This is a genomic window from Acinetobacter sp. CIP 64.2, assembly GCF_000369645.1.
GTDB lineage: Bacteria > Pseudomonadota > Gammaproteobacteria > Pseudomonadales > Moraxellaceae > Acinetobacter.
Window position 1 is genome coordinate 1,352,411 of record NZ_KB850122.1, and the last position, 20,951, is coordinate 1,373,361.

Sequence of the window (20,951 nt, forward strand, 5' to 3'; positions counted from 1 at the left end):
GTCTAAGCCATTAAAATCAAAAGTAGTAACATTGCAGTTGTAAAGCTAAAAACAATCATTTTCCCATTAAAACGTAGTGCCTCTTTGGCTGATTTTTTAATGGGTTCTTGTTTTTTTAATCCAATGATTGACAAAATGATGCCGATAAAATTACAGATCACCGAGATGATTAATACCAAGAAAAAGAATAGATGGACAGGTGGCATTTCACAAATCCGATCAGAGGCACATGGGATACTGAGAACATAAATAGAAAACACTGCTGCCACAGCAATAATAATGATACTGAACCATGCAATTATCGTTGCTGCTTTAGCCGACCACATTATTTTACCTTTTTATTTATTATTGAGAATACAAACTAAAATTTGATGCTAACCCACCATTATTAATTATTCTAGGTGCAGAAAAATCGATTTCTCTGCACCGACAGAGCGTTTAAAGATTAATACTCTTTTGCTAACTTCTCTAAGGTTGTGAGCATTTTTCTCACCACACTTCTTTTATGATGCAGCATATTCTTAATATTGCTTGGATTAAAGCCTGTCAATTTTGCGATACCACGACTGGTCATATACTCACCGGTTTTCGCAAAGTGCTTTTCACTTAACTCGGTTTTCGCATTTGAGAATCGAACTGCCAGCTTATAATCACTAAACTCAGACCATGCACCTGTCTTATATTCGTCCGCATCAAAGCTACCCTTCTGCTGAGTAGGTTTTTCGCGCAGAATATTACTCAAGCGGTTAATCACAATCTTTTCTTCACTTTGCTCAATCAATTGATAAAGCTCAGTTTCTTCAAATGGTCGCCCCAAAGCGATATCTTTTCTATATTGTTCAATGACTTTTTCTTTTGATGCAACCTTCTCCTCACCTTTTTGAGTGAGGCAGAGAATCTTAAATAAAGACTCTAATCGGCCACATGTAAAAATATAAGAAATTTTCAACTTACTACTCCATTATGAACGACTGTTCATAAAAATATTTTCAAAAAAATTTTTGACCTATAAATTCACTATAGAGTTCATTTAAAGGCAACTCAAAGTCAGCAACTAACTGCCTTCTTGTCGTTTGTGTAATTTCACCAGTTTTCGGATTCAGCCCCGTTTTTTCAACGTCTTTCCAATAAACACCGGTACCACGCTTTTGCCATGCAGGGAGTTCATTAAAATTAATCTGTTGTGAAAAGAGTAAATCATGCTTTTCTTGACGATTTAATCCTTTCACTTGTTTCGTTGCTTCACCTACGGCATGACCCGATTTTCTTAACATCCAATAGCAGTGAGCATTTAATGCATTTCGATGAGCATCCTCTTGTCTCCAACGGAAATAGTCATCTACTAATTGCGAATTGGGAAAAATACAAACTCGAGCATCAAAAGTAGCAATTTGGCCATGCAGAACAGAGAACTTTGCGCTGGCCTCACCCGCTAAGATAGAAAGGATTTTTCGTTCCATACGGTTAAAACTTTCATCGCGATAATGGAATAAAAGAGAAATTTCATCACTCTGAGTATAACCATAGACGATATTAAAACCACACTGTAATAAATGGGTTGTGGTTTCTACCATTAAATCTCTAAAATGTACATCAAATGGCGCTTCAAATTGCCAGATCTCTTTGGTCAGCCGTGTAAACCCACGACCATCTAGCCTGACCACGATATAATTTTCAGGCGGAATACAGAAATCGTAAGCCGTCTCATATTTTCTTAATCTTGTATCTAAATCTTCAAATCTCATTATTGTTCTCTTTGATACAGCAAGCTCACATTAAAGCCATTTTCTTGATCAATTGAAACGCTGTAAATTTCATCAAAACCCTCATTAAGCTCAGGTATTTCTAACTTTTTAAAAGTTGAAATAACCCCAACTCGAGGAATTTTTGCTTTTCCTTCTCGCTGTTCATTTCGTAGTAGTAAATCATCTAAACAACTATCAAAATAGTATGCAATCACTTTAAAGTGGGCATTTTTTGCTTCTTGAACATATATCTTTCGATCTAGTTTGCTCGGATTGGTATTATCAATCACAACTTTCTGTTTTGCTTCTAAACAGGCATTAAACAATATTTTCTCACGATGTCTGGTTTTCAACATATCAAGATTGAGACGAATATGTGTATCAGAGAAATATTGCTTAAAAAATGTTGATTTACCTGAAGCTTGTCCACCGACAAAAATGATAAGTTCCATTTTAGGTCGGCTGTAACTCAGTCATTGGCCATCTTGGTGTTGTCGTCACCGCCAAACCATCATGTTGCCCAGCTTTTAAACGTTGATATCCAGCAAAGGCAATCATGGCGCCGTTGTCTGTACACAATGCAGGCTCGGCATAATAAACTTGAGCCTTGATCTTTGCCAGTGACGTTTCTAATTGCTCGCGCAATCTTAGATTAGCACTCACGCCGCCTGCAATGACCAACCGTTTTAAACCTGTTTGCTTTAAGGCCTTCACTGATTTTTTAACCAGTGTATCAACAACCGCCTCTTGAAAAGAAGCTGCCACATCGGCATCGCGATTTTCTTCACCTAACTTTTTCAGTTGTACAGAAACCGCTGTTTTAAGGCCACTAAAAGAAAAATCCAAACCTTGATGCAAGATTGGTCTCGGGAATTCAAATGCTTTGGCATCGCCCTGTAACGCCAATTTCGCAATATTCGGTCCACCTGGATAAGGTAAATTCATCATTTTTGCGACTTTATCAAAGGCTTCACCTGCCGCATCATCAATGGACTCACCCAATAACTCATATTGACCAATGCCATAGGCAGCCATTAATTGAGTATGCCCACCAGAGACTAATAAAGCCACAAACGGAAATTCCGGTGGAGTTTCCGAAAGTAATGGAGCAAGCATATGACCTTCCATATGATGCACACCAATCGCAGGTTTATTAAATGCAAATGCCAAAGTGCGTCCAAATAAAGCACCTGTCATCAGTGCACCCATCAGTCCAGGACCACGGGTATAGGCAACTGCATCAATCTCTTGTTTTTTAACACCACTTTGCTCAAGCAGTTGATTAATCAAAGGAATCATCTTTCGAACATGATCGCGTGATGCCAACTCAGGGACAACGCCGCCATATTCCGCATGCAATTTAATCTGGCTATATAAAACCTGTCCACGTAAGCCGAGCTCGCTATCATAGAGTGCTAACCCAGTTTCATCACACGAAGTTTCTAAGCCCAAAACAATCATTAAACTGCCTTTACAACGATCAAAAATAATATCGAAGCTATTATAGACTTGTGATCTGAGTTGTAAATGAGTAAAATACTGACCTTCACTTGCGATCTAGTGCAATCGTGCGTTAGATCTTATCCATAATCTTAGAGGATTTTACATGCCACAAGTTAAGTTGAAAGAAGGCGAACCAGTAGACGTAGCTATCCGTCGTTTCAAACGTTCATGCGAAAAAGCGGGTGTTTTAGCTGACGTTCGTAAGCGCGAATTCTATGAGAAACCAACTCAAGAACGTAAGCGTAAAAAAGCTGCTGCAGTTAAGCGTTATCAAAAGAAATTGACTCGCGAATCTGTACGTACTACTCGCCTTTACTAATTAATTTGTGATTGACTGCTGAAGAGACTATGAATACTTTAAAAAACCAGATTACTGACGTGTTAAAAAACTCAATGCGTGCCAAAGATATGGCAACAGTAACGGTTATTCGTGGTGTACAGGCAGCAATTAAGCAAATCGAAGTCGATGAGCGCAAAGAGCTTGACGATGCTCAGGTTCTTGCGGTCATTGAAAAGCAAATTAAACAACGTAAAGAATCGATCAAGGCCTTTTCTGGCGCTGGTCGAGATGATTTAGCTAGTAAAGAACAAGCCGAAGTTGAGATTATATCTCAATTTCTACCAGCAGCTATGACTGAGGAAGAACTTGATTCTATCATTGAGCAAACGATTGCTGCTCAAGAAGCTACTAGCATGAAAGATATGGGTAAGGTGATGAATTCTCTACGTCCGATCATAGCCGGGCGTGCCGATCCTGCACAAGTATCTGCTAAAATTAAAGCAAAATTAAGCTAATCCGCTTAACTCCTTTATATTCCCCTATTTTTTAAATTGGATTCATTTTAACAATGAACCCAAAGTATTTTTATTATTTAAAATCACACTGAACATTATATTTTGCAAGCATTTGCATTTCTTTTGACTCAACCACCTGCTTGATTACATCTTGTTTAGTCATGCTGGCATATTGCGCTGGTAATGATGATCGATTTTTTTCAATCGCATCGGACATATCCTGAATATAACGCTGATTAATCTGACAATACTTTGCTTGCTGCTCAGGGCTAAATTGTGAAGTTTGTGGATTTAGACTTCGTAAAAAACTCCGAATATCCTGTGCATATGTGCCTCGAATTTTATCGACTGAGTTTGCATACTGCTCAATCGATGCTGCTGAGCTGATCCCCACACTGCTTATCGCAAAAATAAAAACTAAAATCTTCTTCATAAATGTTCTAACTTCTCAGCGATTTCTTACGCTCGTCATCTTATCTTAATTCAATAAAATTTGGTTTATGCTCAAGAAAAAATTCTTCTTTAGGTGCAGGAACTTCTCCTTCGGTCACCGTCCCAAGTCGTAAACGAATCACATCAGGCAAATCCTTGCGGTAAGAATAGAGTGGACTGGCACAGTTTTGACAAAATACACGCGCCTTATTTGGCGTGTGAAAATATTCTTTTAGCTGCTCACGCCCAGTAATCAGTTCAAATTTACTTTGCTCGACTGGACTGTTCCAGCCCGCAATAGAGCCTTGTGCCCGTTGGCAATCGCTGCAATAACATAAAATGCTGTTTTCAATTTCCCCATGATATTGATACTGCACAGCGCCACACAAACATTGCCCTTGAATCATGTGCCTTTCCTTTAATTGTTTTAATGCATATTAGAGTTTCATACGACGCTCATCTTGCATCTGTTTCAACCGTGCGTCAATCTTAGCCGACATCGCCACATTTCCTTTCGCAAGTCGTTGTGCATGCAACATCGACTTAATCGCATTTTCTTCATAACCTGACCAGTACTCAGCCTCTGCCCGATAACCCAACACATTGACGGCTTGTAAGGGTGAACTTTTGTCTAAATTGGTGGCTTGTTGCAGCAACTGCCAGCCTTCAATGTCACGTTGGTTTTTATGGATAAAACGTTGTACCAAAGCCTGCGCCTGTGCAATTTGCCCTTGGCGAATCAGCACCTCTGCTAGCTTATAAGATAAAGCTCTATTTTCAGGCATAACTTTCTGGATCGAGTTAATGCTGCTATATGCTTGATCTAATTTATTTTGGCCTAGATAGATATCAGTTTGAATCAAGGGAATCAGCACATGGTTCTTGAGTTTCGCTTTCACCAAATCCAAGTTGGCTTGTGCTTGCTTATAATCACCTTGTTCAAGATAAAACTTGCTCAGCGCCAATTGCGCTGCGGTATTGTTTTGATTCGCCAATGCCTGTAATTGAATTTCAGTGGCCTGATTAGAAACAACCAAAGTATAAAGTTTTAAAATTTCAAAATCGAGATCATAAATTTTTGATTTCACTTTAGGTAGTTGATTGGCACGCAAACGCGCCTCACTCATCCGTTCAGTGGTTAAAGGATGAGTAAACCAGAAGTCTGGTAAAAAGCTGACCCGACTGGTCGCTCGATGCATTGTTTCAAAATAATCGGCCATACTTTGCGGGTTATAACCAGCAGCATACATAAACTGCATCCCGATACGATCCGCTTCACGTTCCTGATTACGGCTATAACTCAACTGCTTATCCATCAATGCAGCTTGTGTCCCCATCATTACCGCTGCACCCGCATTACCATCTGCCTGAGATGCAATGGCAGCACCAACGATAATTCCCGCTAATGCGAGTAAACCCTGCCCCTTAAACGCTTCTTGAGAGCGGCTATAATGTCGCTGTGCAACGTGTGCAATTTCATGCGCCATCACGCCTGCAATCTCATCAATATTTTTGGCAGAGGTAATTAAACCAGTATTCAATGCAAATAGACCACCAGGTACGGCAAAGGCATTAATTTGAGGATCTTTGATAATGACTAAACCAATTGGCTGTCCAAGTTGGGTCTGGCTTAGGATCCCAGAAAAGACCTGAAAGAACTGATCTTCTAACCATGCATCTTGTACTGTTGGCATTTGACGATGCACTTCACGATAAACTTTTTCACCAATAAATTTTTCTTTTTGTTGATCGAGCAAACCTATGCCACTGCCAATTTCAGGCACTTCTGTTTGCCCTGTGCCCTGCGAAGGCAAAAAAACTTCAGTGTGACTGAGTTGGGTTGTGGCGAAAAGGCCACAGGCGAGCAGCAACGATCTCAAGTGGTTTCTCTATGATTTTAATAAAGAAAATCAATATAGCATTGAAAGTAGGAGAAATTTGCAACAAAGTGTTATAAAAGGCAGAGAAATCCTGCCTGACTTTATGATTTTTGCAAGTGCTTGAATCACTCTGTTGCAATATAACGCTGATCGACACTAAATTTTTCTGGGAATTTAGCATTGATTTCTGCATAAAAAGACATAATTTCAGTCATATCTTTTTGATAATCACCTGTAGGATAGATAATTTTCCCTACACCAGTTTTTTTCTTGGCATAGTCCATATAGGCAAGTGCAATCGGTACACCTGCTGTCATTGCAACATGATAAAAACCTGTTTTCCATTGTTCCTGCTTGGCACGTGTCCCTTCTGGGGTTACCAACATCACCAACTTGGGATGCGTCTTAAATAAATCGCTCATCAGTTGAACCATGCTTGGTCGTGCTTGACCTTCATGCTTCACGCTACGATCAATTCCAATCCCCCCCATAGCTCGGACAAAGGGGCCAAATGGCAATTTCATATAACTGTCTTTGATGGTAAGTCGAACATTAACACCCAAAGCCTTTAATGCCAAACGGGCATAAAGCGCATCCCAATTGCTGGTATGCGGCGCCGCAATCATCACACATTGGTCAATATTTAAATCCCAATGATTATCAATTTCCCAGCCCATTAAGCCCAAACTTTGTTCAGCTAATTTCTCGAACACCAGACACCCCAAGATGAAGTCACAAAGGGCGCAAGTGTACCAATATTAATCAATTTAAAAAGATGGGATAGTGCAATAATGCAGCAACCAATTGCTCAGCATTGTAAGCAATTATTCAAACTTTGGATTGACCAGATAACGTGGCGTACGATCTTCTAAAGCATCTATCAGGTTTTGATAAGCTAGCTTCACCATTTTCTGACGTGTTTCAGCTGTCGCTGAGCCTAGATGCGGTACTGTGACTGCATTTGCCAATTCGAATAAGGGAGAACTTTGCAACGGTTCTTTGGCATAAACATCTAAACCAGCAGCAAAAATTTTGTGTTGTTGCAAGGCGTCGACTAAGGCATTCTCATCAACCACAGAACCCCGTGCAATATTGACGAAGACGGCATGTTTTTGCATTAAATCAAACTGCTCTGCCCCAATCAGTGCTTTTGATTCATGATTTAAATCAACAGCCACCACAATAAAATCCGACTGCTGTAAGAGCTGGTCTAAGTCACGATACTGCGCATTCAAAGCTTGCGCCACTTCAATCTTTTCACGGCGGTTATGGTACAAAATATTCATATTGAAACCATAAAAACCACGGCGAGCAATGGCAGCCCCAATATTCCCCAAGCCAATAATACCCAAGGTTTTACCAAAAACATCCACACCAAATTGTTCAGTAGAAACAGTGCGTTTCCATTGACCTTGTTTGGTCCATGCATCTAGATAAGGAATTTGACGTGCGGCACTGAGCAACAAAGTAAAGGCAAGATCAGCCGTCGTTTCAGTTAAAACATGCGGTGTATTCGCGAGCCAGATTTTCTTTTGATTGAGATAGTCGACATCGTAGTTATCGTAACCAACCGACACGGTCGAAATAATTTTGAGTTTTTGGGCCGGAGCTAAATTGCTTTCATTGAGTAAGCGTCCTGCACCAATCATGGCATCAGCGTCTACCACTTCAGTTCGAATCTGTTCATTGATATCGCCCAGTTTTGGGTTGAGTACCACCACCTGATAATCTTGCTGTAACTGCGCTAAAACGTCCTGATCTATTTGGCTGAATACAACGACTTTCTTCATGATTCGATTTCCGTTCTTTATTGCATGAGCTGCCACAACCGCCTTTTCAATAGAGGTTGAGCCAGCATTTCTTCTAAACTCGCTAAATGTAATATATTGGAATGCTGAATAAAGTCCAGTTGACCTAAGCATAATATTTTTTTGTTATTTGCAGTGGCATCCAGAAAGCCTTGGATATAAGACGACAGCCCTCTGCTCTCTTGCAATGCAGCCAAGGGAAATGGCCATTTCAATTCGGCATATTGTCCGAGTTTCGCCTTTTGAATATTTTGCCAAAGCTGGCGTTGTCCATCGCTGAGCTGGCTGCTCTCTAATAAAATGGCACTGTTTTCTAAGACATACATTTGCAGTTCTAATGCTTGAATCTGCGCTGTAATGACAATCTGCTCTTTTTCAACAACTGTCTCTTTGACCACAGGCTTAGCAATGATTTCTGCAGGCTGAGGTGCTTCAACTGTAGTTGCCGTCGATACAGGTAAGACATGATCTTGAACAGCTGATACAGGAGCAATCATCGGTACTGAAGGCTGTGGTGCTTCATCCACCACTTGATCTCGCCATAGACTCGGTGCAGTATTTTTTTGACACACGACTTCTCTCGGAATCCAAACATCTATTCCTAAAGTTGCCAATATGTTTCTTTGCTGCCCGATCATGTTAACTACTCATTGTCCTCATTCACAGTGATTTGCAACACTGTAACCTTGGCTAGTCTAACATAAACCAACCCTGCCTAAATGACTTCCTTTTGCTCAATCACATCAATCCAAATTCAATTCACCTCGAAAATAAACGTTTCCGTAGTTTAGGCAAAAAATTCAGTCACTACAGGCAAGTTTTCATTCGTCGACTTTTAGATCATATTTCATCATTTTGTCGCTTTTAGTTTTTATTAGTGTTGTATCGAATGCTCAAATGAAAAGGTGGACTCCATTTATGCTTATTCTTTTTGCGATCGCTGTTGTTCTGCTCATTGCTGGCAGTGCCATATATACCCAACAACCTCTATTCGGCAAAATCCCTTCTGGTAAACGCCTCCAATTGATCGAGAACTCTCCCAATTATCGACAAGGCCAATTCCGTAACCTGATCGAAAAGTCTGGAATGAGTGAAGGTTCAAGTATTGCGGTAGAACTCTACAAAACCTTTATTAAAACCATTCCTCATCGCAATCCAATTGATCCGATTCCTTCAGTTAAAACCAATCTACTCAACCTCAATCCTAAACAGGATGTCATCATCTGGTTTGGACACTCATCCGTATTTATGCAATTGCATGGCAAAACCTTTTTGATTGATCCCGTCATGAGCGGCAAAGCCTCTCCTTTTCCTTGGGGCACACGTGCCTATAAAGGGACTGATATTTATACCGTTGAAGAGCTACCTAATATTGATTATCTACTGATTTCGCATGATCACTATGACCATCTTGATTATGAAACAACACTTAAACTCAAAGATAAAGTTAAATATGTCATTACAGGTCTAGGTGTAGGCGAACACTTTGAGTACTGGGGTTATCCCAAGGAAAAGCTAATCGAAAGAGATTGGGGTGACAAAATCGAATTTGATGATGGCATTACTATTATCACCGAAACCACCCATCATGATTCTCGACGTGCATTTGACGGCGGCAAAAATCTCTGGGTATCGTTCGTGATCCAATCCCCCAATAAAAAGATTTTCTATACCGGCGATGGCGGTTATGACAAACACTTTATCGCGATTGGACAGAAATATGGCCCCTTTGATTGGGCCTTGATGGAAAATGGACAATACGATGCGGCCTGGCGTTCAGTGCATTGCCATCCTGATGAGGTAGCACAAGCAACTGAAGAACTGAATGCACGCAATATGATTCCTGTGCACCATTCAAAATTCAGTTTGGCCAAGCACGCATGGGATGAACCGATTACCCGCATTGTCGAATATTCAAAGAACAGAAAATATCGCCTTGCCACTCCCATGATTGGCGAGCTGGTTGAACTGGATAATGAGCATCAAAGCTTCAAACAATGGTGGCATAACATTCGTTAATTAAACTCACCGCAACAATATACCGCCTCATTTCGATGAGGCTTTTTTATGGATTCCTTAAAAAAACCGTCAAGCTCATTAAATTAGGTAAAAACTGAGCATTCCAGGTCACGTCTATTTGGATATTTAAGCTTCAATAAGGACATCCAAAACAGTAAGAATACGCTATACAGACGGATTTTCTATGCAGAAGGCAGCTCAAATGAAATATATTAATTCATGGAGCGTCCGGCTAAATGAGTAATTGACATGCTCGTCAATCAAGCTGATCTCACTCAAACCTTATTTGTCTGCGATACAAGAAAATTAGCGTCAAATCTAGCTACCAATACAAAAGTTATCGCAGGTGATGTATTCAATTTGAAACAAGTGCAACAGGCCGTTCAGGGTCAAGATATCGCAAAGCTACGGATGTATTAGAGGTCTCTAATCTGAATTAGATTATTTTGCCTGCGGCGTGACTCATGAATGGAGATGAAATTGACTCTGAAACAACAGAACCCCAGAAGCATTTTAAAGACACATTCGTCTCGCGTAAAAGTGTCGCAGCCTTTATCGTGAAAAATTATGCAAACTCCAGAATTAGCCTGTCGAAAAAATTTAGGACTCAGTAAACCACATTCTGATGCCGATCAACCTCATTTTATATGGATATGAAAAAGTCGGACAAACGGCACCGTGTTTGTCCGATTCTGCCAATCAAGCAGCAGTAAAAGGGTTTATCAATTTTTAAATGGCAACCTGCTGAGCCTTTTGTTGTGCGGCTTTTAAAGCATCTGTTCTTAACGCTGGCATATCCAGACCTTCTGCATAGACAAAATTCACATCATGGATGCCCATCAGCCTAAAACAGACTGGAGATAAGGCGTCACCGCATCCGTTACCTGCCCCAAATGGATTCCACCACGACTGGTCATCACAATGGCTTTGACCTCTTCCACCAAACCTTGCGGATAAGTTTCGGTATATCGGAAGGTGTGACGGGCACGAGCCACTAAATCAAACCAGTTTTTTAACTGTGTTGGAACATTCAAGTTATACATGGGCGCACCGATGACCAATAAATCGGTTGCCTTCAATTCAGCAATCAGTTCATCTGATAACTGGATAATTTTTTGAATCGGTGCTGCAACATTTTCAGCACCGCGTAACGCTTGGAAAATTTCGGCATCAAGTACAGGTAAGTTAAGTGCTGCTAAATCACGAATGATAACTTCATCCTGCAACCCTTTCTCAGCACGCTCTTGTAAAAATACATCGACTAAACGACTAGTTTGTGATTGATCACCCATAATACTTGATTTTAATACCAGCACTTTCGCCATCGTTGTTCTCCATATCTTTGATGGAGCTATCTTACTATTAGATTTAAATCACCAGTAGTGATACTATTTCCACTAATTGATTCCAAATAATCTACAATAATGCAAACTGAACTCAATACGATTTCAATCTTTGTCACCGTGGTTGAAGCAGGAAGTTTTAGCAACGCGGCTGAACAATTGCATCTGACTCGCTCAGCTGTCAGTAAGAGTATCGCCCGCTTAGAAGAGCGCTTGGGCGTGACTTTGTTTAAGCGCACCACTCGTACGCTGAGCCTAACTACGGAAGGTGCTCTGTTTTATGAACACAGCCATCGTGCGCTCGCAGAAATCGATACTGCTGAAAGTTTATTAGATCAAGGAAAAATCAATGCGACGGGGCTATTGAGAATTTCAGCCCCAGTACTGTTTGGACAACTGTATGTCGCACCGCTAATGGTTGAACTTGCACAGCAACATCCTGATTTGCAAATCGAACTCTCTTTGAATGATCGAACCATAGATCTGGTGGAAGATGGCTTTGACTTGGCCATTCGGATTGGTACGCTGCCCGATAGTCATCATTTGGTTGCAAGAAAACTGGGGGATCACCGCATGCTGCTCTGTGCAACACCACAGTATCTTGAAAAGTCGAGTGCTTTACATCAGCTCGATGATCTACAACAGCATACGACGATTGCTTATCCCTATTCAGGACAGCAACCCAAGTGGCATCTTCAAGATGAACATAAACAGAGCTATACCATCAAACCACAAGCAAAATTGCTGTTAAATGACATGCAAGCGATTAAAAATACGGTCCTGTCACATCATGGTATTGCTTGGCTACCCGATTGGCTGATTCATTACGAACTGCAACAAGGGACCTTAATTCAGGTATTGGCAAATTTCTCCAGTGTTGACTTTCCAATCCACGTCCTTTGGCCTACTCTGCCCTTCATGCCCCTTAAAACCCGTTTGGCGATTGATCAACTCGTGGAAAAATTACCGCAACAACTGTATGCATAACCGCTTCAAAGCCTACAAAGATAAAAAAGACAGACCAAGCACCTGTCTTTTTTATCGCGTTATATTAAAGCTTGGCGCTAAAGAACGCTGTTAACTGTTTTACGGCTTCATCAACAAAATTTAGCTTGTCATAACATCATAGGTGTTTTCTGCAATCATCGTCTGATCCTCACTCATGGCTTAAATCGTTTCTGTGCGACGTAGTTTGAACCAACCTTCTCTTTCTTGTATTTCCTGCCATAGCAGATCGGGAATACTTAGTTCAGGCACATCAATAGGATTCAATTCAAGTGTAATATTATCGAATTGTCCATGCTGTGCCAACGCCACCCAATTTGGATTCATCACCAAAGCCTTACCAATCGCTATAAGCGGCAAACCTAGACCTAAAGCTTGTTCAGCCTGTTGAGGTGTACGTAACAAACCTGCCGCAATCACAGGAATTCGATCTGCCACCCGCTTTAATACATGGTGGATGCTAAGCTGTTGTTGAAGATCATGCTTAGGCATCGAATGAAGCACATCGACTAAAGACACATGTAAATAATCAATATCAGCTGCAATTAATTGGTCAATCAACGCCAGACTGTCTGCAATAGACAAAGCATTGTCTTCATACTCTTCAACCGAAATACGATAGCCCAATGCAAAAGGGCGCTGTGCATGTTGTTGAATAACACGTTGCACCTCCGCTACCACTGCTAGAGGAAATGCCATCCTCTTTTCTAATGAACCGCCCCATGCATCATCACGTTGGTTATATAAAGGTGAAAAAAAGTTTTGAATGATAAAGCCATGTGCACCATGCAGTTCAATCCCATCAAATCCAGCATCAATCGCTCGACGCGTTGCTTCACCAAAATCATGGATCAATTGCAAAACTTCATCGTGAGATAATGCCCGACTGGAAAGTTGTTCAGTTTTAAACGGTCCCGAAGTAATTGCCAAGCTACTCGCACTGACAATATCTGCATGAGGAATCAAGTTTGGAATCGCTTTCATACCAGCATGAAAAACTTGTAGGATTGCAGGTGCTCCGCCACTTTTAGCTGCTTGAGCCAATTGGGTCAGACTCGGTATAAAGCGATCATCAAAACCAGCAAACTCGCGGGTAAAGCCAATCCCACTTTCTTGCACATGTGTACAGCCTGTGATCACCAACCCAACATCTTTCACACGCTTACGCATGTACTCAAGTTCCTGAGCGGAAATCGTACTATCTCTATTTGCTGACCAAGTTGTCATTGGCGCCATGACGATTCGATTGCGTAAGTTCAAATCTGCAGTTAATTGAAAAGACTGGAATAACTTAGAATTCACTGAACATACCACCATTCAACTCTAGTAGAGGATTTTGCAAAAATAGAAAGTTGATCAGTCGCCCGACCAACTCAAAACACCGTTTTTTTGAACAACAAGCCAGAATTAAAGATTGGCTTGATAGAATGGAATCAGCTTATCTAAAGCAATTTTGACCGGCTCTGCTTTGTCATAGAGGTCATAATGAGACCAACCTTCAACCACAACCAATTCTTTATTTTTTGAGGCAGCACGATTGATAATTTCAAAACCATCACGATAGGCACCAAAACCTCCAGGCTTACTCCCCACAATAATCATCAGGGGTTGAGTCAATAAGATTTCTGCCAAATGAAATGCATCCCAACCCACAGCAACAGCGTTGTGAGAGAACAGCGTTTTATTCACACCATTTGGCTTTTCGCCCCGTGCAGTACGGTAATACTCCGTCGCTTCTAACGGATCAATATCGGCATGATCCGCTTTGGCTGCTTCAACCGTTGGATACAAGCCTTGATCCACCCGAAGTGCAGCACCTCTTGCCTCCGCTGTACGCTGAGCTGCAATCGCCTCTAAAAATGCAATCGGATTACCACCACTTGCTTCGCGCATTACACGTCCATAGTTTGCACCCGTAATTGTCCCTACCGCTTTAATCCGACGTTCTGTCATGGCTGCGTTGATCGAGTACCCACCGCCACCACAAATACCTAAAACACCAATTCGATTTTCATCGACATAATCCAGCGTAACCAGATAATCTGCCACAACGCGAAAATCTTCAACACGTAACGACGGATCTTCGATATAACGAGCTTCTCCTCCACTTTCTCCCTGAAAACTGGCATCAAATGCGATCACCACAAAACCCGCTTTAGCGAGTGCTTCCCCATAAACATTGCCCGAGGTCTGCTCTTTGCAACTACCAATTGGATGTGCACTTATAATTGCTGGATATTTTTTAGTTTGATCAAAAGTAGGTGGAAAATATAAATCTGCGGCAATATCCCAATAGGTATTTTTGATTTTGACTGCTTCCATTTCATCACCTCTGAATATAGGAAAGAGTAAGCAAAGTTCTCTTTGCTGATCATCCCATTTTAGAGACGACCTACAATCAAAGTTGCCTATTTTTAAAAATAGTTTGCCTATTCTGAGGTTTTACTGTGGTAGATCTCGACTTGGCGTATTACCAAATAAGCGTGAATATTCTCGAATAAATTGTGACTGACTTTCATAACCAACCCGATCAGCAATCTGCTGTATATTCATGGATTGTGATAACACTAGTTTTCTAGCCTCTTGTAATTTCAATTGTTTTTGATATTGCAGCGGCGTCATACCCGTAATGTCTCTGAAATGATTTCTGAATGTCGCTGCACTCATATGTGCTTGCTCAAAAGCATCTTGTATACAGTTTTCTTGCAGAAAATTATTTCTTAGCCAATGGATCACGTTGAAAACATGTTGATCTGACACACTTGCCTTGACCAAATTACGTAAATAAACACCGTGTTGTCCAACCAGTAAACGGAGTACAATTTCTTGCTTGATGATGGGCGCAAGTTGATCAATCATCTTCGGTTCTTCAATCAAATCGACTAAACGTGTCAATGCATTGACCAATGCAAGATCAAGGTTTTCGATTGAAAATGCAGGCAGGTTTTTAAGTTTAATCTTGTCATCTAATACCTGTACGGTTTCAATAATCAGGTTTAAATCTAATGACAGCATCATCCCCAAAAAAGGTTGATTATACGAGGCTTGCGTCACTCGACTAATTGCGGGTAAATCAATGGTGGTGAGCATGGTTTGACCTGCCCCATAGCGATACACATTATCGCGAATCAGCACCTCTTTTTGCCCTTGCAAGACAATGCCTAGACCGAGTCCATAAATACAATGGATAGACTGTTTGGCTATACGCCGATGTAAAGAAAAACCTGCAATCTCAGTTTGGAAATCTTCAATTTGAACGAGTCCATCAACTTTATTGGCTAATACTTTAATTTGTTCTTTGGTTTGATCTGACGCATACATCGCATCACCTACCTCTTCGCACATCTGAGCTCATATGAAATATGAAAATAAGTACAATCTCTTTTAAATAAATAATTATAAACCTTGTCGCATGCGTTGAATGTCCCGCTGCGGTGACTCGCCAAATAAACGGCTATATTCTCGACTAAACTGAGACGCACTTTCATATCCCACTAACCCAGCAGCTCGTCCTGCATCAACATTTTGGTTAAACATCAAATGCCGCGCTTCCTGTAACCGTAACTGCTTTTGGTATTGCAATGGACTCATGCCCGTCACTGCACGGAAATGTTGCCTAAAAGTTGAAGGACTCATAAAGGCCTTATCCGCTAAATCATCCATCCGCATAGGTTGCACATAATGATGCTTTAACCAACTCACCACCTGATGAATTTTCTGATTTGCCGAACCTGATTTCACTAACTTACGTAAGTACCGACCGTGTGGGCCATTCAACACTCGGACAATGATTTCTTTTTGAATTAATGGAGCTAAATGCGGCAACATCAAAGGTTCATCTAAAACACGAACCAGCCTCAAAAAGGCATCAATTAAGGAAGGATCTGCAACTTGCACCGAAAAAGAATGCTGGCTCTCATCTGATACGCTTAAAGCCTCTACAGGCATGTCTGCCACCATTTGATTGACCATTTGCAGATCAAGTAATAATAAGAGCGCTAAAAATGGTTGCTGTGGAGAAGCCTTTACAACATGTGAGGTTACGGGCAAATCAATAGTGGTCAAGATACTCTGCCCTTCACGACAAAGATAATGCTCATCACCAATCACCACCTCTTTTTGTCCCTGTAAAATCATACCAACGCCCAAATTGTAAATACAATGGGTGCTGTCGGTTGGATGCATTCGATGATGAAAAGAAAGTTGAGGTATCGCAGAAATATGGTCGCCTTGTTGTACAGCCAAATCTGAAACCGCTTGAATCAGCTGATCAGTATCCCTATTTCGTTCAACAGACGTCATCATATCCAAATAAATTATCCCCAAAATCTTGAAGTGCTATTCATCTTAAAACATCAGCTCACATTATCAACTCATGTTTTTAGTGTAAAAATGTGCCCGTGATCAATAATTTATTATGCTCACCACCATCAGTAAATAAGGGCTTAGTCATGATCTCCGATATATACGGATGCTATCTAACTTTTAAAACCTGATCCCATTGGGTCAAATAACTCGGTGATTTATGCTTTTGCGTCATCTGCCATGCTCGCCCATGTGGAGTGATCAAGCGCCCCAACTTCATGGTATCCCGTCCAAATTTCTCATTAATGTCATCGAAGGCCACGGAAAGCTTACGCCGAGCAATCACTTCATCAGTATCGTGAAATAAATCTACAGCATGGCTATGTTGTGGAATAATATCCAGCAAAATCACTTCCGCTTTTTTATAACGATGTCCGCCTTGATAAATACGGTCAAGTCCCTGCTGTACTGCCTTGATAATCTCTAAACGGTCATCGCTGTAATCAGATAGATACACCACCGTATAAGGCCGATAATATTGCTCTTTGTTAAAACGATTGGTTCGAATACTGACCCCAATGGCTTTGCACAGTAGTTTTTGCTGCCTTAACCGCTCAACTGCACGTAAACTAAATTCAGTGAGTGCGCCACTTAAGTCATTTTTATCTTGTATCGGCTGGCCAAATGAGCGACTACTTAACACTTGCCGTCGATCACTCACTACATCCTCAATCTCTAAACAGGCCATGCCCTGTAATTCTTTGACAGTATTTTCCATCACTACAGAAAAATACTTGCCCAACATTTTCGGATCAGCTTGAACCAAGTCCATCACCGAACAAATATTCATTTTTTCTAAGCGCTGTCGGATCTTCCGCCCAACGCCCCACACTTCGCCCGCTGGTATCTGCTGTAACAAGTCTTCAATCACGCACGGGTCTTCAGCCACGATATTACACACACTGTTAAAACAGCTATGACTTTTAGCTAAATGGTTAGCAAGTTTGGCTTGGGTTTTGGAATAACCGATCCCGATACAGCATGGTAGACCTAACCAGTTTTTGACGGTATCTAGAATCTTGTGAGCGTATTGGGTTAAATCATAACTGTGTTGATAAGCTGTCAACTCTAAAAAGCATTCATCAATCGAATACACTTCCTGTTCGCACGGATCTACAAAACTGCCTAAGATATTCATGAAACGGCGTGACATTTCCGCATACAAAGCATAATTACTGGAAAAGACCTGTACTTGATGCTGACCAATAATCTCTTCAATCTGAAAAAAAGGAACGGCCATTCGAATGCCGAGCTGCTTTGCTTCATAAGAACGAGAAACCACACAGCCATCGTTATTTGACAGAACGACCACAGGACGATTTTCCAGCTTTGGATTAAACACACGTTCACAACTGACATAGCAGTTATTCACATCAATCAAAGCAAAAATACGTTGTGGCAGGCTCATTGAGTTACCTCATTGGCTTTAAGTTATAGGTCACAACGCCCCAGATCAGTAGCTCTTGCCCCTCTGTAATATAAATATTCTGATAATCAGGATTTTCGGCTTTCAGCCAGACTTTAGGTGGACTAAAGTGATGGTCAACCATTAACCGTTTGACAGTAAAGTCATTGTCAATCAAGGCAATCACAATATCTCCCGACTTAGCAGCAAGGCTGCGATCTACCACCAGAGGATCATCAATATCAATCCCTGCATCCAACATTGACAGTGAATTAGCTTTGACAATAAAAGTCGAATTTTCGTTACGAATTAAAAATTCATTTAAATCCAGTGCTTGTTCAACATGATCTTGGGCAGGCGAAGGAAAACCAGCAGCAACACGTTCCGTTGCCAGCGGAATATGATAAATTCGGTCATTCTTAGCCTGCACATTTTGGATTTTCATCGAACTCGTTAAATCGGTACGCGCATCGGTTTTGACATTATTCAGTAACCAGTTTTTGATGAAATCAACTTGGGACTCAGGAACACGAATCACTTTGGTTGGCTCGCTGAATTTTGCCTTACGCCCTGCATTGCTTCTGGCACCGCCATGCTCAAATTCAGTTTTTTTAGACATAACTCCCCCTTACCCAAGTTTAAAGTACTTGCAAATAATTTAACTTGAAAAAGTTACAAATTCAAGTTGACGTACAATAAATTTTGCATAACAATAAATTCCATAGATCAGATTTTGACTTGTTTCACTTAGACACGGATGTAGGACAAATCAAAATTAATGTTTTAAATGAATAACTTATAGTTTTTTAATGCAATATTTAAATGTTAAGTTGTTGATCTAATTCACTAATATATTTGATCTCTCAGCAGTTAGGTTTTATTCAAATATTTTTGATGTGGAGACATGAAAAATGAACAATCAACGTGATGCTATTCTAGGTTATGCTGACGAACAACATGCTTTCTTTATTCGCCTGATCGAGAACAACACTGTGCTAGGTGAAAGCTATGGTCTATTTTGCGACAACCAAAATAGTGAAGCAGCAGAGAGTATTATGACCACCCTTTTTCTAAAGAAATCTTTTTGGCTCAATGGTTCGGCATTTAATGACATTGTTAAAGGCTTGAATCCTATTCACTCGTGACAACATTGATAAATTTCATATGACGCTAGCGATATAAAGCGCTTGTATAACGACAATAAATCCGCAAGCTCTTTAGCATTTCTCTCCCACGCTAAATGTATTCTTAAAGTGTTTCTTAAATGATCCAAATAAAAAAACCCGCTTAGACATTCAGCATAAGTGGGTCTTTTTATCGCATTGAATAACAGGATTAAGTTCAAATAAATCTTTTATCATTCACAGGTGCAACTAATCTATATATTTTTCCATCTGCATTGCTTTCAAACAATAGGTCAATATTTGGAAAAATGATATTTCCTTCTACTTCAATATGTTCAACCCGTTTAAAAAAAGGAATATCTTGATCTTCTAAATCATTGAGCTGCGCAACGACAATCGATTCGTTTTCTTCTTGGTCCTTGACGATGACTGTAATCTTATCCATAACAGTTCTCCCAATATGTATAGTTCATAGGACTATGGGAAATTTTCAATAAATTGTCGACTAAATGGTTGTAACAAGAGTTATAAGTATTATCTTTTTATTTTTTAAATCACTAACCTATTGAAATTGACCTTGAAATTATAAATTTCGTTAATATTTAATTAACCAAGCAGTTACAGTTCACAGGTAAACGTATCAAAATGATTCATCTGGCATCTGTCTGAGTTCCAATATCTAGGAATTAATACATTGCTTAACTCTCAATGAAATTTTCAGCCATTTACAAGAGGCTCAGGACAAAATGAGCGCATCCGAATTCCAGCATTAAACCAAATATGACGACACAAGGCATACTTATAACTGCCTGCCGCTGATCAACTCGGACTATCCTCAGTTTAATTTTGGCCTTTAAACTGCCACATAGTATTTAGAAATTTTTGTTCTGCACCCCAAGGGGTAATATGTGTTTCAAGCACCTGATGCAATAAGCTAAAATCGCTGCCAAGTCTCTGCACTAACTTTTCAACATTATAGCGCTCTACTGCTAAACCACTACATTGTGTTGGGCCATCTTCGGCAAACGTAGACAGAATCATCAATCCGCTTGGCTTCAAGGCATGCCGTACATTTTTTAGATATTGCGCTTGTTGCTCTTCTGTCACCATAAAATGAAATACAGCCCGATCATGCCATACATCGAAAAACTGAGCAGCCAGACCAACTGTACAAACATCTGCAACGAGCCAATGAATTTGACTGCTATCCAAATTCTTCTCAATTAATCTGGTTTGTGTTGTCTTCAATACTGTTTCAGATAAATCAAGCACATGTATATTTATATAGCCTGCCTCAATCAGTTGATCAATTAATAGGGATGCTCCACTTCTAATAGGGATGCTCCACTTCCAACATCAATAAGCTTTACATCAGGAAATAGATTCTGAGATCGGATCAGTGCTAGTGTTTTATGATTATGTTGCTGATACCAACTAACCTGATCGGCTTGTTTAGATTGATATACCTCTTCCCAATAATTTCTGCTCATTTCAGTTCCTTTGCAATACTTCATCTTACAGTAAGTG

26 protein-coding genes and 1 pseudogene are annotated in these 20,951 nt (G+C 40.4%); 6 read left to right on the top strand and 21 right to left on the bottom strand.

Annotated elements, in window-relative coordinates; genetic code table 11:
• Positions 1 to 2 precede the first annotated feature (2 nt).
• The 5 genes from F895_RS04685 to tsaD form a co-directional block, all read right to left on the bottom strand.
• Positions 3 to 326, bottom strand: coding sequence for a hypothetical protein (locus F895_RS04685; RefSeq protein ID WP_005243062.1), 324 nt, complete (start codon positions 324 to 326; stop codon positions 3 to 5).
• 119 nt (positions 327 to 445) lie between these two features.
• A complete protein-coding gene (locus F895_RS04680) occupies positions 446 to 949 on the bottom strand; it encodes a hypothetical protein (RefSeq protein WP_005243063.1) in 504 nt (167 codons plus the stop codon).
• Positions 950 to 989: 40 nt separating this feature from the next.
• Complete coding sequence (locus tag F895_RS04675) at positions 990 to 1,745, bottom strand: tRNA(His) guanylyltransferase Thg1 family protein (protein WP_005243064.1); 756 nt, start codon at positions 1,743 to 1,745, stop codon at positions 990 to 992.
• Complete coding sequence (locus F895_RS04670) at positions 1,745 to 2,197, bottom strand: bifunctional polynucleotide phosphatase/kinase family protein (protein ID WP_005243065.1); 453 nt, start codon at positions 2,195 to 2,197, stop codon at positions 1,745 to 1,747. Before F895_RS04670 ends, F895_RS04675 begins: the two co-directional genes overlap by 1 nt.
• Position 2,198: 1 nt before the next feature.
• Positions 2,199 to 3,206, bottom strand: coding sequence for a tRNA (adenosine(37)-N6)-threonylcarbamoyltransferase complex transferase subunit TsaD (gene tsaD / locus F895_RS04665; RefSeq protein ID WP_005243066.1), 1,008 nt, complete (start codon positions 3,204 to 3,206; stop codon positions 2,199 to 2,201).
• Between the two features lie 145 nt (positions 3,207 to 3,351).
• On the opposite strand from tsaD, the gene rpsU reads away from it, so the two are divergent.
• Together rpsU and F895_RS04655 are read left to right on the top strand one after the other, a co-directional pair.
• Entirely contained in the window at positions 3,352 to 3,567 is a 216-nt protein-coding gene (rpsU, locus tag F895_RS04660; RefSeq protein WP_004652785.1) for a 30S ribosomal protein S21, read from the top strand.
• Positions 3,568 to 3,596: 29 nt separating this feature from the next.
• The gene (locus F895_RS04655; protein ID WP_005243067.1) at positions 3,597 to 4,043 is read left to right on the top strand and encodes a GatB/YqeY domain-containing protein; all 447 of its coding nucleotides are present in this window, start codon (positions 3,597 to 3,599) and stop codon (positions 4,041 to 4,043) included.
• 73 nt (positions 4,044 to 4,116) lie between these two features.
• On the opposite strand, the gene F895_RS04650 is transcribed toward F895_RS04655, so the two are convergent.
• From F895_RS04650 to F895_RS04625, 6 genes are all read right to left on the bottom strand, one after another.
• A complete protein-coding gene (locus F895_RS04650; RefSeq protein ID WP_005243069.1) occupies positions 4,117 to 4,476 on the bottom strand; it encodes a hypothetical protein in 360 nt (119 codons plus the stop codon).
• 40 nt (positions 4,477 to 4,516) lie between these two features.
• A complete protein-coding gene (locus F895_RS04645; protein WP_005243072.1) occupies positions 4,517 to 4,882 on the bottom strand; it encodes a GFA family protein in 366 nt (121 codons plus the stop codon).
• A 30-nt stretch (positions 4,883 to 4,912) separates the two neighbouring features.
• Positions 4,913 to 6,289, bottom strand: a complete 1,377-nt coding sequence (locus F895_RS04640) for a M48 family metalloprotease (RefSeq protein ID WP_227501360.1) — start codon at positions 6,287 to 6,289, stop codon at positions 4,913 to 4,915.
• Between the two features lie 191 nt (positions 6,290 to 6,480).
• The gene (locus F895_RS04635) at positions 6,481 to 7,068 is read right to left on the bottom strand and encodes a 1-acyl-sn-glycerol-3-phosphate acyltransferase (RefSeq protein WP_005243078.1); all 588 of its coding nucleotides are present in this window, start codon (positions 7,066 to 7,068) and stop codon (positions 6,481 to 6,483) included.
• Between the two features lie 111 nt (positions 7,069 to 7,179).
• Positions 7,180 to 8,145: a 2-hydroxyacid dehydrogenase gene (locus F895_RS04630; protein WP_005243080.1), complete on the bottom strand. Its 966-nt coding sequence runs from the start codon at positions 8,143 to 8,145 to the stop codon at positions 7,180 to 7,182.
• Between the two features lie 17 nt (positions 8,146 to 8,162).
• Positions 8,163 to 8,801: a hypothetical protein gene (locus tag F895_RS04625; protein WP_005243081.1), complete on the bottom strand. Its 639-nt coding sequence runs from the start codon at positions 8,799 to 8,801 to the stop codon at positions 8,163 to 8,165.
• Positions 8,802 to 9,081: 280 nt separating this feature from the next.
• Between F895_RS04625 and F895_RS04620 the strand changes: the two genes are divergently transcribed.
• On the top strand, positions 9,082 to 10,182 hold the full coding sequence (locus tag F895_RS04620) for an MBL fold metallo-hydrolase (RefSeq protein ID WP_005243083.1): 1,101 nt from the start codon (positions 9,082 to 9,084) through the stop codon (positions 10,180 to 10,182).
• Between the two features lie 249 nt (positions 10,183 to 10,431).
• A complete protein-coding gene (locus F895_RS20325) occupies positions 10,432 to 10,602 on the top strand; it encodes a Rossmann-fold NAD(P)-binding domain-containing protein (RefSeq protein ID WP_005243087.1) in 171 nt (56 codons plus the stop codon).
• A gap of 309 nt (positions 10,603 to 10,911) precedes the next feature.
• Here the strand turns inward: F895_RS20325 and F895_RS04615 are convergent.
• Positions 10,912 to 11,507, bottom strand: a pseudogene (locus F895_RS04615) (NAD(P)H-dependent oxidoreductase).
• Positions 11,508 to 11,606: 99 nt separating this feature from the next.
• Between F895_RS04615 and F895_RS04610 the strand changes: the two are divergent.
• Positions 11,607 to 12,512, top strand: a complete 906-nt coding sequence (locus F895_RS04610) for a LysR family transcriptional regulator (protein ID WP_005243093.1) — start codon at positions 11,607 to 11,609, stop codon at positions 12,510 to 12,512.
• A gap of 180 nt (positions 12,513 to 12,692) precedes the next feature.
• On the opposite strand, the gene F895_RS04605 is transcribed toward F895_RS04610, so the two are convergent.
• The 6 genes from F895_RS04605 to F895_RS04580 form a co-directional block, all read right to left on the bottom strand.
• Positions 12,693 to 13,847, bottom strand: coding sequence for an NADH-dependent flavin oxidoreductase (locus F895_RS04605; RefSeq protein WP_032865323.1), 1,155 nt, complete (start codon positions 13,845 to 13,847; stop codon positions 12,693 to 12,695).
• 90 nt (positions 13,848 to 13,937) lie between these two features.
• A complete protein-coding gene (locus F895_RS04600) occupies positions 13,938 to 14,852 on the bottom strand; it encodes an alpha/beta hydrolase (RefSeq protein ID WP_005243096.1) in 915 nt (304 codons plus the stop codon).
• A gap of 120 nt (positions 14,853 to 14,972) precedes the next feature.
• Entirely contained in the window at positions 14,973 to 15,875 is a 903-nt protein-coding gene (locus F895_RS04595) for an AraC family transcriptional regulator (RefSeq protein WP_005243099.1), read from the bottom strand.
• 51 nt (positions 15,876 to 15,926) lie between these two features.
• Positions 15,927 to 16,835, bottom strand: a complete 909-nt coding sequence (locus F895_RS04590; protein ID WP_005243101.1) for an AraC family transcriptional regulator — start codon at positions 16,833 to 16,835, stop codon at positions 15,927 to 15,929.
• A gap of 169 nt (positions 16,836 to 17,004) precedes the next feature.
• Entirely contained in the window at positions 17,005 to 18,303 is a 1,299-nt protein-coding gene (locus tag F895_RS04585; protein WP_005243102.1) for a Y-family DNA polymerase, read from the bottom strand.
• 4 nt (positions 18,304 to 18,307) lie between these two features.
• Positions 18,308 to 18,919 carry a LexA family protein gene (locus F895_RS04580; protein ID WP_005243105.1) on the bottom strand — a complete coding sequence of 204 codons (612 nt, stop codon included), beginning with the start codon at positions 18,917 to 18,919 and terminating at the stop codon, positions 18,308 to 18,310.
• 292 nt (positions 18,920 to 19,211) lie between these two features.
• Between F895_RS04580 and F895_RS04575 the strand changes: the two genes are divergently transcribed.
• Entirely contained in the window at positions 19,212 to 19,445 is a 234-nt protein-coding gene (locus F895_RS04575; RefSeq protein ID WP_005243107.1) for a hypothetical protein, read from the top strand.
• A gap of 196 nt (positions 19,446 to 19,641) precedes the next feature.
• Here F895_RS04575 and F895_RS04570 read toward each other — a convergent pair whose 3' ends face one another.
• The 3 genes from F895_RS04570 to F895_RS20330 form a co-directional block, all read right to left on the bottom strand.
• Positions 19,642 to 19,869, bottom strand: a complete 228-nt coding sequence (locus tag F895_RS04570; RefSeq protein WP_005243109.1) for a hypothetical protein — start codon at positions 19,867 to 19,869, stop codon at positions 19,642 to 19,644.
• A gap of 395 nt (positions 19,870 to 20,264) precedes the next feature.
• Positions 20,265 to 20,696, bottom strand: coding sequence for a class I SAM-dependent methyltransferase (locus tag F895_RS04565; RefSeq protein WP_005243111.1), 432 nt, complete (start codon positions 20,694 to 20,696; stop codon positions 20,265 to 20,267).
• A 38-nt stretch (positions 20,697 to 20,734) separates the two neighbouring features.
• Positions 20,735 to 20,914 (bottom strand): hypothetical protein, encoded by a 180-nt coding sequence (locus F895_RS20330; RefSeq protein WP_005243113.1) that lies wholly within the window; start codon positions 20,912 to 20,914, stop codon positions 20,735 to 20,737.
• Positions 20,915 to 20,951 lie beyond the last annotated feature (37 nt).